Here is a 13,270-nt window from a genome sequence, read left to right on the forward strand (position 1 = left end):
AGCTTCTTGTCTGGCGGAGAGGGTGGGATTCGAACCCACGGTACCGTCGCCGGTACGCCTGATTTCGAGTCAGGTACATTCGACCACTCTGCCACCTCTCCGGTAACTGCTTTGCCGTGTGGCGAAACCGAGATTATAGCCACACCGTGCCGGCCAGTGCAAGAGGCCGGCAACAGATTTTTTACAGCTCCGGTTCCAGGCGAGTGACGCCGCCCATGTAGGGCTGCAACGCGGACGGCACCGTGACCGAGCCGTCGGCGTTCTGGTAGTTCTCGAGGATTGCCACCAGCGTGCGGCCCACGGCCAGGCCCGAGCCGTTCAGCGTGTGCACCAGTTCCGGCTTGCCCTGCCCCGCGCGCATGCGCGCCTGCATGCGGCGCGCCTGGAAGTCGCCCATGTTCGAGCACGAGCTGATCTCGCGGTAGGTGTTCTGCGCCGGGATCCACACTTCGAGGTCATAGGTCTTGGTGCTGCCGAAGCCCATGTCGCCCGTGCACAGCACGATGGTGCGGAACGGCAGTTCCAGCTTCTTCAGGATCGCCTCGGCGTGGCTCGTCAGCTCTTCCAGCGCGTCGAACGATTGCGCGGCCGGAACGACCTGCACCATCTCGACCTTGTCGAACTGGTGCTGGCGGATCATGCCGCGCGTGTCCTTGCCGTACGAACCCGCTTCCGAGCGGAAGCACGGCGTATGCGCGACGAAGCGCAGCGGCAGCTTCTCGCCGGCGACGATGGCGTCGCGCACGATATTGGTCAGCGGCACCTCGGCGGTCGGGATCAGGTAGAAGTTCTCGATGCGCTCCCCTTCCTCGCTACCCACCTTGCGCGGCACCTTGAACAGGTCTTCCTCGAACTTGGGCAGCTGGCCGGTCCCGCGCATCGATGCCGCGTTGACGATATACGGCACGTACATCTCGGTATAGCCGTGCTCCTGCGTATGGGTATCGAGCATCAGCTGCACCAGCGCGCGGTTCATGCGCGCCACGCCGCCGCGCAGCATCGAGAAGCGCGAGCCGGTCACCTTGACCGCGGTGTCGAAGTCCAGGCCCAGCTTCTCGCCCACGTCGACGTGATCGCGCACTTCAAAGTCGAACCGGCGCGGCTCGCCCACGCGGCGCACCTCGACGTTCTGGGTCTCGTCGTTACCCACCGGCACGCTTTCGTGCGGCAGGTTGGGGATCGACAGCATCAGATCAGACAGATGCGCCTGGATCTCGTCGAGCCGCGCGGCCGACGCCTTGAGCGTGTCGCCGATGCCGCCCACTTCCGCCATCACCGCCGAGGCGTCCTCGCCCTTGCCCTTGAGCATGCCGATCTGCTTGGACAGGCTGTTGCGGCGCGCCTGCAGTTCCTCGGTCTGGGTCTGCAGTTGCTTGCGTTCGGCCTCGAGTGCCTGGAACGCCGCCACGTCGAGTTGGAAGCCGCGCGTGGCAAGGCGTTGCGCCACGGCGTCGATGTCTTTGCGGAACAGCTGGATGTCGAGCATGTTGCTTGTTTGAAGTGCAGGGCCAGCGACATGCCGGCGGACCCGCCATTTTACTGCACACACGTTGGCAAACAGGCAAACCTATTCGCTGGTCTTGCCGCCCTTGCCGTGGTCCTTCGCCTTCGCCGCACGCTGCTCGCGATGCCAGGCATCGTCCAGTTCGCGCAAGTGGCGCAGCTTCTCGGCGATCTTGCCTTCCAGCCCGCGCGGCACCGGCTGGTACCAGCCCTGCGCCTTCAGGTCGTCCGGAAAGTAATGCTCCCCGGCGGCGTAGGCTTCGGGCTCGTCGTGCGCGTAGCGGTAAGCATGGCCGTAGCCAAGCTCCTTCATCAGCCTGGTCGGCGCATTGCGCAAGTGCACCGGCACCGCGCGCGACTTGTCCTTGCCGACGAAGGCGCGCGCCGCGTTGTACGCGTTGTAGCCGGCATTGGACTTGGGCGCGACGGCCAGGTAGATCAGCGCCTGGCCCAGCGCCAGCTCCCCTTCGGGCGAACCCAGCCGCTCGTAGGTCTCCGCCGCATCCAGCGTGATGCGCGCGGCGCGCGGATCGGCCAGCCCGATGTCTTCCCACGCCATGCGCACGATGCGCCGCGCCAGGTAGCGCGGATCGGCGCCGCCATCGATCATGCGGCAGAACCAGTACAGCGCGGCATCGGGGTCCGAGCCCCGCACCGATTTGTGCAGCGCGCTGATCTGGTCGTAGAAGGCATCGCCGCCCTTGTCGAAGCGGCGCAGGTTTTCCGACAGCGCGCTGCCCAGCAGCGCGGTATCGATCTGCGCGGCGCCGGCGGTACGCGCGGCGCGCGCCACGATCTCTATGTTGTTCAGCAGCTTGCGCCCGTCGCCGTCGGCCGATGCCACGATCAGCGCAAGAGCCTCGTCCTGCCAGCTGATGCCCCCCAGTTCTTCGGAGGCGCGCAGGGCCAGCTGGGTCAGCTCGGCATCGTCCAGGCTCTTGAGCACATAGACCGCCGCGCGCGACAGCAATGCACCGTTGACCTCGAAGGATGGATTCTCGGTGGTCGCGCCGATGAAGGTGAACAGCCCGCTCTCGACGTGCGGCAGGAAGGCATCCTGCTGGCTCTTGTTGAAGCGGTGCACCTCGTCAACGAACACCAGCGTGCGCCGCCCGTGCGCGCGGAACTGCTCGGCGCGCTCCACCGCCTCGCGGATGTCCTTGACGCCCGACAGCACCGCCGACAGCGCGATGAACTCGGCGTCGAAGGCATCGGCCATCAGCCGCGCCAGGGTGGTCTTGCCCACGCCGGGCGGGCCCCACAGGATCATCGAATGCGGCTCGCCAGACTCGAACGCCACGCGCAGCGGCTTGCCCGGGCCCAGCAGGTGCTGCTGCCCGATCACCTCGTCGATGGTGCGCGGCCGCAGGCGCTCGGCCAGCGGTTGGCGGGAACGGTCAGGGGTATCGGAGAACAGCGAGTCCGCCACGTCATCAAACCTTGCGATTGCAGAACGCCACAGTGTAGACCATCGGCGCCCCGCGCTCAGGTGCCGGGCCTGCGCGTCGGACTAGGCGGCAAAGGCGACCACGTCCTCGATCTCGACGCGGATGCCGATGCGCTCGCCCACCGCGTGGTTGTGGTGCGAGGGCACCAGCGCCAGCACCCGGCCGCCGCTGGCCAGCCGCAGCGTGTACAGGATCTCGGCGCCCCGGAAGGCCTTGTGCACCACTTCCGCCTGCATCGGGCTGGCGTCGTCGTGGACGATGTCGTCAGGGCGCACCAGCACGTCAACGGCGGAATCCGCGGGCAACTGCAGGGGCACGGCCGGTTGCAGCATGCCCAGCTCCACTTCGATCCGCGCATCGCCGCGCAGGTGCCCCGGCATCAGCACGCCCTGGCCGATAAAGCCGGCGACGAAGCGCGACTTGGGGCGGTGGTACAGCTCATGCGCACTGCCCCACTGCTCGATCACGCCGTCATGCATCACGCCGATCTCGTCGGCCATGGCAAAGGCCTCGTACTGGTCGTGCGTGACCAGGATGGCGGTGGTGCCTTGTGCCTTCAGGATCGCGCGCACTTCCAGGCTCAGGCGCTCGCGCAAATCGACATCGAGGTTGGAGAACGGCTCGTCCAGCAGCAACAGCTCGGGCCGCGGCGCCAGTGCGCGCGCCAGCGCCACGCGCTGCTGCTGGCCGCCGGACAGCTCGTGCGGATACTTGCGCTCCGAGCCGGCAAGTCCCACCAGCTCCAGCACCTCTTCCACCCGCGCCGCTCGCTCGGCGCGGCCGGCACGGGTTAGCCCGAAACCGACGTTGGCGGCCACATCCAGGTGCGGGAACAGCGCATAGTCCTGGAACACCATGCCGATGCGGCGCTGCTCCGGCGGCACCAGCGCGTCCGACGACGACACGGTCTGTCCGTCCAGCACGACGCGGCCGTCCTGCAACGGCTCGAAGCCGGCGATGGCACGCAGCACCGTGGTCTTGCCGCAGCCGCTGGGACCCAGCAGGCACGCGATATTGCCGCGCGCCAGCGCAAACGACAGGCCCTTGACCACCGCGTGCCGGCCAAAGGCATGCCGGATCCGGTCGACCTCGATGACGGCGGCGCCGGCGGCAGCCTCGCGGGTGCCGCTGCGCGTCATCGGCCGCGTGCGCGCCGGGGATGCGGGTAATCGGGAATAGGAATCGGTTCGCATGTGCGCATTATAGGGATGTGGGGCCGCGCCGCGGGCCATCTCGTGCGCGGCATTGCTAGAATGCGGCAGCCCGCGCCGCGCCGGCACCACATTGCCCGGGCGCGCTTCCATCGAATCCACCGCATGCTCCTGCCCAGCCGCCGCCGCTTCCACCCCCTGACCCTGGCCACGCTCGTGATGGCGCTGCTGATCGCCGTGCCGGTGCTGGTGGTCGCCTCGGCCGTGCTGCTGCCCGCTGGCGAGACCTGGCGCCACCTGATCGACACGGTGCTGGCAGAGTACGTCTTCAACACCATCTGGCTGCTGCTGGGCGTGGCCGCGGGCGTGCTGCTGCTCGGCGTGACCACGGCATGGCTGGTCTCGACTTACCGCTTCCCCGGCCATGCCGTGATGGAATGGGCGCTGGTGCTGCCGATGGCGATGCCGGCCTACGTGATCGCCTACGCCTACACCGATGCGCTGCAGTTCGCCGGGCCGGTGCAAGGCTGGCTGCGCGAGCTGACCGGCTGGAAGGCACGCGACTACTGGTTCCCGGACATCCGCTCGATGGGCGGCGCCATCGCACTGTTCTCGCTGGTGCTGTATCCCTACGTCTACCTGACGGCGCGCGCCGCCTTCCTGCAGCAGACACAGAACACGATCGAAGCCGCGCGCCTGCTCGGCCACGGTACCTGGAGCCGGCTCTGGCGCGTGGTGTTGCCGCTGGCACGGCCCGGCATCGTCGCCGGCACCGCGCTGGCGATGATGGAGACGCTGGCCGACTTCGGCACCGTGGCGTACTTTGCCATCCCCACGTTTTCCACCGGCATCTACCGGGCGTGGTTCTCGCTCGGCGACAAGAATGCGGCGGCGCAACTGTCGGCATGCATGCTGCTGTTCGTCGCGGGGATCCTGCTGATGGAACGCGCCAGCCGCGGCCGTGCGCAGGTCTACGGCAACCAGCGCCGCGCCGCGGCATGGACGCTCGGCGGCACGCGCGGCTGGCTCGCGCTGGCGGCCTGCGCCGTGCCGGTGCTGCTGGGCTTCCTGGTGCCCGCGCTGATGCTGTGCCGCATGGCCTTTACCGACGGCGACGCCCAGTTCGGCCCGCGCTTTGTCGGACTGGTGCGCAACAGCTTCCTGCTGGCCAGCGCGACGGCACTGGCGGCGGTGATGGTGGCGCTGGCGATCGGCTACGCCGGCCGCGCCGCGAACGGCCGGCGCGGCTGGCTGGTGCGAGGACTGACGCGGCTTTGCGGCATGGGCTATGCGCTGCCCGGCTCGGTCATCGCCGTGGGCGTGCTGGTGCCGGTGGCGCGCTTCGACAATGCCTTGTCGGCGTGGCTGCAGCAGCAGTTCGGGCTGTCGGTCGGATTGCTGCTGACTGGCGGCATCGCGGCGCTGGTCTATGCGCTGCTGGTGCGTTTCCTGGGCGTGGCGCTGCAGACGGTCAACGCCGGGCTGGGCAAGATCACGCCCAGCATGGACGCCGCCGCGCGCAGCCTCGGCCACGGCCCCGGCGCCACGCTGCGGCGCGTGCATTTCCCGATGCTGCGCGGCAGCCTGCTGACGGCAGCGCTGATCGTCTTCGTCGATGTGATGAAGGAACTCCCGGCCACCTTCGTGATGCGGCCATTCAACTTCGATACGCTGGCCGTGCAGGCCTACAACCTCGCCGCCGACGAACGCCTGACCGAAGCCGCGACGGCGTCGCTGGTGATCGTCGCCGTCGGCCTGCTGCCGGTAATCTTGCTGTCGCGCACGATCCGGCGCGAGGCGCAACGCTGAGCCGCCCGCCAACCCGCTAAAGTCCCGCCCCGCCGCGCCGATAGCGTCTCATGGCCCGGCGCTCGCCCGGGGACAAGAACAGCGGCACGCCGGGCCTTTCGGCGCCTGCCGCCGGAACGCATGAGGGGGGCGTATGCTGCGATACCACATCCTGTTGTTCAAGCTGAACCGGCTGGTCAACCGCAACACGCTGAGCGGCGTGGAAGAAATCTCGCTGGCCGGCCAACTGGCCGAGATGATCGAATCCGCCGCTACCGCGGCCCGCATCATCGACGACCTTGCCGACCACGCCAACCCGCAGGTGCGCCGCATCGCGCTCAACGCGATCCGCCGCGCTCGCCAGTTCACCTCACCCGGCCTGCAGCCCGCGCTGGTACGCCGCATGGCGGATGCCGAAGCGGCAGTGCGCCATGATGCGGTGTGGATCGTGCAGGAAACGCGCATGGACGGCGCCGAACTGCGCGCGGCACTGCGCCGGCTGGCGGGCAAGGTGCGGCTGCCATGGGACGCCGAGCGTGCCCGCGCCAATCCCGGCGACACGGCGCTGGCCGCGCAGGTGCGCGCCCGCATGGCGCTGGACAGGCTGCTGGAAAAGAGTGCGGCGGAGCGCAACCAGGCCCTGGCCGCCATGGCGCTGGGAACGATCGGGGACCAGCCCTATGCGGAAGGCACGGTCGGCCACAAGGGCCTGCTGCGCCGCGCGCTAATCCGGCGCCAGGCCGGGCGGCGGCTCGACAGCAGCGTCAAGCTGACGTTCCGCAAGGTCGAGCCGGCCGAGGTGAAGGGGAACAAGCGGTTCCTGCTTTGATGTGGAACCTGATGCGGAACCGGCCGGCCATCCTCGTGCGGGGACGGCCGGCACATCTGCGGCTTACTTGAAGCCCGCGCGGTCCAGCAGCTTCTGCGCCTGCGGCTGGTACTTGCCCAGCTCGGCCACGTTGATGCTATCGGCCTTGAACTCCCCCAGCGCATCGAGCGCCGGATTGCTGACCTTCACGCCCTGCACCACCGGCCATTCGTTGTTGCCGTCGGCAAAGTAGCGCTGCGCCTCGTCGCTGGCGAGGTACTCCAGGAACTTGACCGCCGCCTCCTTGTTCGGCGCGTGCTTCAGCATGCCGCCGCCAGAGATGTTCATGTGCACGCCCTGGCTTTTCTGGTTGGGCCACACCACGCCCAGCTTGTCGGCCACGGCCTTGTCTTCCGGCTTGGTCGACTTCAGCAGGCGCGCGATGTAGTAGGTGTTGGAGATCGCCACGTCGCACTCACCCGCGGCCACGGCCTTGAGCTGGTCGGTATCGCCGCCCTTGGGCGCGCGCGCCAGGTTGGCGGCCACGCCGCGCGCCCACTGCTCGGTGCGCGCCTCGCCGTCGTGCGCGATCAGGCTGGACACCAGCGACAGGTTGTAGACGTGCCCGCTGGAACGCGTGCACACCTTGCCCTTCCACTTGGGGTCGGCCAGGTCCTCGTAGGTGGCGATGTCGCCGGCCTTGAGCGCGGTCTTGTTGTACGCGATCACGCGGCCGCGCGCCGAGAAGCCGAACCACTCCCCGTTCGGGTCGCGGTACTTGGCGGGGATGCGCGAATCCAGCACCTTGGACTTGACCGGCGCGAACACGCCGGCCTGCTGGGCCCGCCACAGCCGGCCGATATCGACGGTGATGAAGACGTCGGCCGGGCTGTTGGCGCCTTCATTGCGGATGCGCTCCAGCAGCGGGTCTTCCTGGCCTTCGATGCGGTTGATCTTGATGCCGGTCTGCTTGGTGAAGTTGGCGTACAGCGCCTCGTCCGTCTGGTAGTGCCGGGCGGTATAAAGGTTCAGCACCTTTTCCTGCGCCGCCGCCGCGAGCGGCAGCGTCAGCAGGGCCAGCGCCGCGACACGCGGCAGCAAGGTTCGGATAGTGGTCTTCACGCGGATGGCTCCCCAGCTTGGTTGGGCAGTCGCCAGCATCCGGGACACCCGGGACTGCCCGGTTATTGGATTCCGGACAGCCAAAAACAATATTGATTCTTGTTCAGCCGGTCAAATTACATTTTTGTCATGTTGGCGGCCAGTTGAGAGATCAATATTTGCAACTCGATACACCAGGTGGACGCGCTTTCACATCACTTCAGCCGCGCCTCACCCACGTAACCTTGCCAGCCTTGATGCCGAGGGTCCGGCGCTGAGGGTTGTAGTCCATGGTGCCCGGGAACTGCTGCCCGTCGCGTTCGCCCAGCCGCCACGCGCAGCCTTGCAGCAGACCGATGGCCTCGGCCTCGCTCTTGCCTACCAGGGTGTCGTCGGCAACCTTGTCGGCGGCACAGCCGGCCGGCGTGCCGCGTGCACCTTGCGGGCCGGGCATCGGTGCCGGCTCGCCGGGTTGCGCCGCGCAACCTGCCAGCAAGGCCGCGCCGGCGGCCAGCCACAGCAGTCCGCGGGAAGTCGTTCGGATGGCGGTCATGTCATGTTCCTTTGCATGGATGAGGATGCTTGGACACATGACCGCGAGGGGCGTTCCGGTCGCCATGAAGCGCTGAAGCCGGCGAGCTCAGCCTTTTGCGCGGTCGGCCAGCGTTTTCATCGCATCGGCCGGCAACGGGCCGTGACACGTCCGTTCACCGCCTGACTCGCTGACGACGAGCCAGACCTGCTCGGGCTTGCCCGTGGGATGCAGCAGCCAGGCGGGGCCGCGCGCGTTGCTGCTCGGCGGCAGGTCTTCCAGCACGCCGGTGTTGGCGGACTGCAGCATGACCGCGCATTCCGATACCGGCACGCGCGTGGATTTCAGGAATGCCGCGTTGCCGAGCACTTCAGGCAACGCCGTGTCCGGCGCGCGCAGGAAGGATTCGACATCGAACTTGCTGGCACCGCCGCCTGTACTGGTGCAAGCCGCCAGCGCCAGCGCGCCGGCACCGGCCAGGATCGCTGCACCGTAGCGTCCGCGGGCAGCGACGATGCGAGCGGCCATGGCTGAGTTCGCAATCATGGCGGGCCTCATTGCTTCATCACATCGGCGCCCTTGGGCACCGTGAAGCGGAACGCATCGGCCGCCAGCGGCGGGTTCTTCTGCATGTTCGTGAAGGTCAGCAAGGTGGTGTTGCCGAAGGCGTCGCGCAACTCCATGGCTTCAAGGTTGCCGCCCTTGAAGCCGATGCCGATGCGCTCGAACTGCGTGTCCTTGGCCTTGGGCGTCAGTTCCAGCCATTCCACGCCATCGCGGGTCGGGGCGTTCTTGATGGCGAAGTTCTTTTCCAGGTCGTTGCTGCCGAACAGGATCGCCGCGGGACTGGAACCCAGCGCGGCGTCGAGCTTGCGCTCGGTGACCTGGTTCAGGTCCTTGTCATAGATGTACAGGGTCTGGCCATCAGCCTGCAGCAACTGCTCGTAGGGCTTGGTATAGCGCCAGGTGAACTTGCCCGGGCGCGAGAACACGAAGGTGCCACTGGAGTTGCCGGTCACCTTGACACTGGCGCCCTGGCCCTTGACCTGGCGCTGTGTGAATTCGCCGCGCGCGCTCTTCACACCGGTGACAAAGCTCTGCAGCTGGTCGGTGGCTGCGGCATGGGCCGGCGCCTGGATGGCAAACATCGCCAGCGCGGCGCAGGCCGACACAAGGATGCGGTTGCGCATGATTCTGGATCCTGGTTGTTATCGAATGCGTTGCCGTAGTGCGGCACCTGCTCAGGCAGCCGGCCGCACCGTCAACGTGCCTGGTTAGAGCCGGCAGTTGGTACAGGATTCCGTGCTGCCCGTGCTACACGGGTAACCGGATATTACCGCTGGGCCAATCCGCGGCCAGCCGGGATACCCGCCTGCGCTTTAATCATCATCCCGCGCAGCCGCGCCACCGCCCTGTACCAGGATGTCGCGATTGCCATTACCCGACATCGCCGACACCAGCCCGGCCTTCTCCATATCTTCCAGCAGACGCGCGGCGCGGTTGTAGCCGATGCGCAGGTGGCGCTGCACCAGCGAGATCGACGCGCGTCGGTTCTTCAGCACCACTTCCACGGCCTGGTCATACAGCGGATCCGCCTCGCCGCCGCCACCGCCGATACCGGCGCCGCCGCCAAAGCCATCGCCGCCACCGTCTTCCGTGAGGCCGCCCTCGAGGATGCCTTCGATGTAGTTCGCCTCGCCGCCTTCCCTCAGCTTTTCCACCACGCGGTGGACTTCATCGTCCGAGACAAAGGCACCATGCACGCGCACCGGCAGGCCCGTGCCCGGCGCCAGGTAGAGCATGTCGCCCATGCCCAGCAGCGCTTCGGCGCCCTGCTGGTCGAGAATGGTGCGCGAGTCGATCTTGCTGCTGACCTGGAAGGCGATGCGGGTCGGCACGTTGGCCTTGATCAGGCCGGTGATCACGTCCACCGACGGGCGCTGCGTGGCCAGCACCAGGTGCAGGCCGGCGGCGCGCGCCTTCTGCGCGATGCGGGCGATCAGCTCTTCCACCTTCTTGCCGACCACCATCATCAGGTCGGCCAGCTCGTCGATGACGATGACGATGGTGGGCAGCTTGTCCAGCGGCTCCGGCGCGTCCGGGGTCAGGCTGAACGGGTTCGGGATCTTCTCTTCCCTGGCCGCGGCCTCGTCGATCTTCTTGTTGTAGCCGGCCAGGTTGCGCACGCCAAGCTTGCTCATCAGCTTGTAGCGCCGCTCCATCTCGCCGACCGCCCAGTTCAGCGCGTTGCCGGCCTGGCGCATGTCGGTCACCACCGGGCACAGCAGGTGCGGGATGCCCTCATAGACGCTCATTTCGAGCATCTTGGGATCGATCAGGATCAGGCGGACGTTGTCCGGCTTGGCCTTGTACAGCAGCGACAGGATCATCGCGTTGATGCCCACCGACTTGCCCGAGCCCGTGGTGCCCGCGACCATGCAATGCGGCATCTTGGCCAGGTCCGCCACCATCGGCTTGCCGGCGATGTCCTTGCCCAGCGCCATGGTCAGGCTGGAAGCGCTCTCGTTGTAGATTTGCGAGCCCAGGATCTCCGACAGCCGCACGGTCTGGCGCTTCGGATTGGGCAGTTCCAGCCCCATGTAATTCTTGCCGGGGATAGTCTCGACCACGCGGATCGATACCAGCGACAGCGAGCGCGCCAGGTCGCGCGCCAGGTTGACCACCTGGCTGCCCTTGACGCCGGTGGCCGGCTCGATCTCGTAGCGCGTGATGACCGGCCCCGGGTAGGCCGCCACCACCTTGACCTCGACGCCGAAGTCCTTGAGCTTCTTCTCGATCAGGCGCGAGGTGAATTCCAGCGTCTCGGCGCTGACCGTCTCCTGGTGCGGCGGGATCGGATCGAGCAGCGACAGCGGCGGCAGGTCCGAATCCTGGATGTCGGCGAACAGCGGCTGCTGCTTCTCGCGTTCCACGCGTTCATGCTTGGGCACGGCCTGGGGCCGCACGATCTGCACCGGCGGCGCCTCCTCGATGCGCACGCGCTGTACCTCGACGGTTTCCTTGCGCTCGACCTTGGCGGCCTCGCCGATGATGCGGTCCTGCTTGCTCTCGCGGCGCGCCTTGAAGCCCAGGAACATGGTTTCGACGAAACCGCCGATATGCTCGGCTACCGACAGCCACGAGAAGTGGAAGAACAGCGACAGCCCGATCGCGAACAGCAACAGCAGCAGCAGCGTCGCCCCGGTGAAGCCCAGCGCCACCTGCATCCAGCCGCCCAGCGTGTCGCCCAGCACCCCGCCCGGCGCACGCGGCAGCGCGGCACGCAGCGGGTACATGCGGATTGCCTCCAGCCCCATGCTGGACAGCAGCGTCAGCACGAAGCCGATCCAGCTCACCGTCACGCCCTGGCGATGGTCCTCGCGCTCGGGCAGCTCGGCCGTCAGCGTACGCCAGCCGCGCCAGCAGCGCCGCACCAGCAGCACCGCCCACCAGTAGGCCGAGAAGCCGAAGATAAAGAACAGCACGTCGGCTACCCAGGCGCCGACACGGCCGCCCAGGTTATGGATGTCGGCGACCTGGTTGGCATGCGACCAGCCGGGGTCGGTCTTGCTGTAGCTGGCCAGCACGCACAGGAAGCCCAGCGTGACGGCCAGCAGCAGGAACCAGCGCACCTCGCCCAGCAGTTTGCCGATGCGGGAAGGCAAGGCTGACGGATCGGTGCGGGTGGTCGTGGTAGCTCGGGCCATGCCTGGATAGGACTCTTTAAGGTGATTCCGGATGCGTTTGGCGCCGCCGTCGGACTATGTCAGCGCTGACTGACGAGGTGACTGACGGGCATCGTGGCGGCCATTTTAACGTGGGCGACGACTATCGCACCCATTGGAATTTGCAACAGTGGGCAAATGCCGCTCCTCTTATAATGTCGCTTTCGAGCAATGCCGGTGGGCATCATGCCGCACCGGCCATAGGAACGCATCATGGCAAAACACGCAAAAGTGCTGATTCTCGGTTCCGGTCCCGCCGGCTATACCGCCGCGGTCTACGCGGCCCGCGCCAACCTGCAGCCGGTGCTGATCACCGGCCTGGCCCAGGGCGGACAGCTGATGACCACCACGGACGTCGAGAACTGGCCGGGCGATGCCAAGGGCGTCCAGGGTCCCGAACTGATGCAGCGCCTGCTGGCGCATGCAGAAGAGTTCAAGACCGAAATCATCTTCGATCACATCCACACCGCCAGGCTGGTGGACGAGAACGGCAAGCCGGCCCGCCCCTTCACGCTGATCGGCGACGCCGGCGAGTACACCTGCGACGCCCTCGTCATCGCCACCGGCGCTTCGGCCCAATACCTGGGCCTGCCGTCGGAAGAGTCCTTCATGGGCCGCGGCGTGTCGGCCTGCGCCACCTGCGACGGCTTCTTCTACAAGAACCAGGAAGTCGCCGTGGTCGGCGGCGGCAACACCGCCGTGGAAGAAGCGCTGTACCTGTCGCACATCGCCAGCAAGGTCACCGTGATCCACCGCCGCGACAGCTTCCGCGCCGAGCCGATCCTGGTCGACCGCCTGCTCCAGCGCGAAAAGGAAGGCCGCATTGAAATCCGCTACGACAACGTGCTGGATGAAGTGCTGGGCGACGATTCCGGCGTCACCGGCATCCGCATCCGCAACGCCAAGACCAGCCAGACCGAAGAGCTGAAGCTGGCGGGCGTGTTCATCGCCATTGGCCACAAGCCCAATACCGACCTGTTCGCCGGCCAGCTGGAGATGAAGAACGGCTACCTGGTGACCAAGTCGGGCCTGCAGGGCGACGCCACCGCCACCAGCGTGCCGGGCGTGTTCGCCGCCGGCGATGTGCAGGACCACGTCTACCGCCAGGCGATCACCAGCGCCGGCACCGGCTGCATGGCCGCGCTGGATGCGCAGCGTTTTGTCGAAGCCCTGAAGTAAGCGCAAGCCCTCCTGGACCGGCCTGCCGTGGCCGG

Annotated in this window: 11 protein-coding genes and 1 tRNA gene; 3 read left to right on the top strand and 9 right to left on the bottom strand. The window is 67.2% G+C overall.

The window, feature by feature from the left end; translation table 11 throughout:
- Positions 1 to 11 precede the first annotated feature (11 nt).
- The 4 genes from J8I34_RS03225 to J8I34_RS03240 all read right to left on the bottom strand — a co-directional run bounded on the left by J8I34_RS03225 (position 12) and on the right by J8I34_RS03240 (position 4,144).
- A tRNA-Ser gene (locus tag J8I34_RS03225) sits at positions 12 to 101 on the bottom strand.
- A gap of 80 nt (positions 102 to 181) precedes the next feature.
- The gene (gene serS / locus J8I34_RS03230) at positions 182 to 1,486 is read right to left on the bottom strand and encodes a serine--tRNA ligase (RefSeq protein ID WP_209773291.1); all 1,305 of its coding nucleotides are present in this window, start codon (positions 1,484 to 1,486) and stop codon (positions 182 to 184) included.
- An 81-nt stretch (positions 1,487 to 1,567) separates the two neighbouring features.
- Entirely contained in the window at positions 1,568 to 2,932 is a 1,365-nt protein-coding gene (locus tag J8I34_RS03235; RefSeq protein WP_209805307.1) for a replication-associated recombination protein A, read from the bottom strand.
- A gap of 81 nt (positions 2,933 to 3,013) precedes the next feature.
- The gene (locus tag J8I34_RS03240) at positions 3,014 to 4,144 is read right to left on the bottom strand and encodes an ABC transporter ATP-binding protein (protein WP_209805308.1); all 1,131 of its coding nucleotides are present in this window, start codon (positions 4,142 to 4,144) and stop codon (positions 3,014 to 3,016) included.
- 123 nt (positions 4,145 to 4,267) lie between these two features.
- On the opposite strand from J8I34_RS03240, the gene J8I34_RS03245 reads away from it, so the two are divergent.
- The gene (locus J8I34_RS03245; protein WP_209805309.1) at positions 4,268 to 5,911 is read left to right on the top strand and encodes an ABC transporter permease; all 1,644 of its coding nucleotides are present in this window, start codon (positions 4,268 to 4,270) and stop codon (positions 5,909 to 5,911) included.
- 133 nt (positions 5,912 to 6,044) lie between these two features.
- Complete coding sequence (locus tag J8I34_RS03250) at positions 6,045 to 6,719, top strand: hypothetical protein (protein WP_209805310.1); 675 nt, start codon at positions 6,045 to 6,047, stop codon at positions 6,717 to 6,719.
- A 63-nt stretch (positions 6,720 to 6,782) separates the two neighbouring features.
- On the opposite strand, the gene J8I34_RS03255 is transcribed toward J8I34_RS03250, so the two are convergent.
- The 5 genes from J8I34_RS03255 to J8I34_RS03275 form a co-directional block, all read right to left on the bottom strand.
- Positions 6,783 to 7,820 (bottom strand): Fe(3+) ABC transporter substrate-binding protein, encoded by a 1,038-nt coding sequence (locus J8I34_RS03255; RefSeq protein WP_029045739.1) that lies wholly within the window; start codon positions 7,818 to 7,820, stop codon positions 6,783 to 6,785.
- Between the two features lie 199 nt (positions 7,821 to 8,019).
- Positions 8,020 to 8,352: a hypothetical protein gene (locus tag J8I34_RS03260; protein WP_029045740.1), complete on the bottom strand. Its 333-nt coding sequence runs from the start codon at positions 8,350 to 8,352 to the stop codon at positions 8,020 to 8,022.
- Between the two features lie 87 nt (positions 8,353 to 8,439).
- Positions 8,440 to 8,877, bottom strand: coding sequence for a hypothetical protein (locus tag J8I34_RS03265; RefSeq protein WP_084402369.1), 438 nt, complete (start codon positions 8,875 to 8,877; stop codon positions 8,440 to 8,442).
- An 8-nt stretch (positions 8,878 to 8,885) separates the two neighbouring features.
- The gene (gene lolA / locus J8I34_RS03270; protein WP_209805311.1) at positions 8,886 to 9,521 is read right to left on the bottom strand and encodes an outer membrane lipoprotein chaperone LolA; all 636 of its coding nucleotides are present in this window, start codon (positions 9,519 to 9,521) and stop codon (positions 8,886 to 8,888) included.
- Between the two features lie 189 nt (positions 9,522 to 9,710).
- The gene (locus J8I34_RS03275) at positions 9,711 to 12,038 is read right to left on the bottom strand and encodes a DNA translocase FtsK (RefSeq protein ID WP_209805312.1); all 2,328 of its coding nucleotides are present in this window, start codon (positions 12,036 to 12,038) and stop codon (positions 9,711 to 9,713) included.
- Positions 12,039 to 12,269: 231 nt separating this feature from the next.
- Here J8I34_RS03275 and trxB point away from each other — a divergent pair, with 231 nt between their 5' ends.
- Entirely contained in the window at positions 12,270 to 13,235 is a 966-nt protein-coding gene (trxB, locus tag J8I34_RS03280) for a thioredoxin-disulfide reductase (protein ID WP_209805313.1), read from the top strand.
- Positions 13,236 to 13,270: the final 35 nt, after the last annotated feature.

The organism is Cupriavidus phytohabitans, assembly GCF_017815025.1.
GTDB lineage: Bacteria > Pseudomonadota > Gammaproteobacteria > Burkholderiales > Burkholderiaceae > Cupriavidus.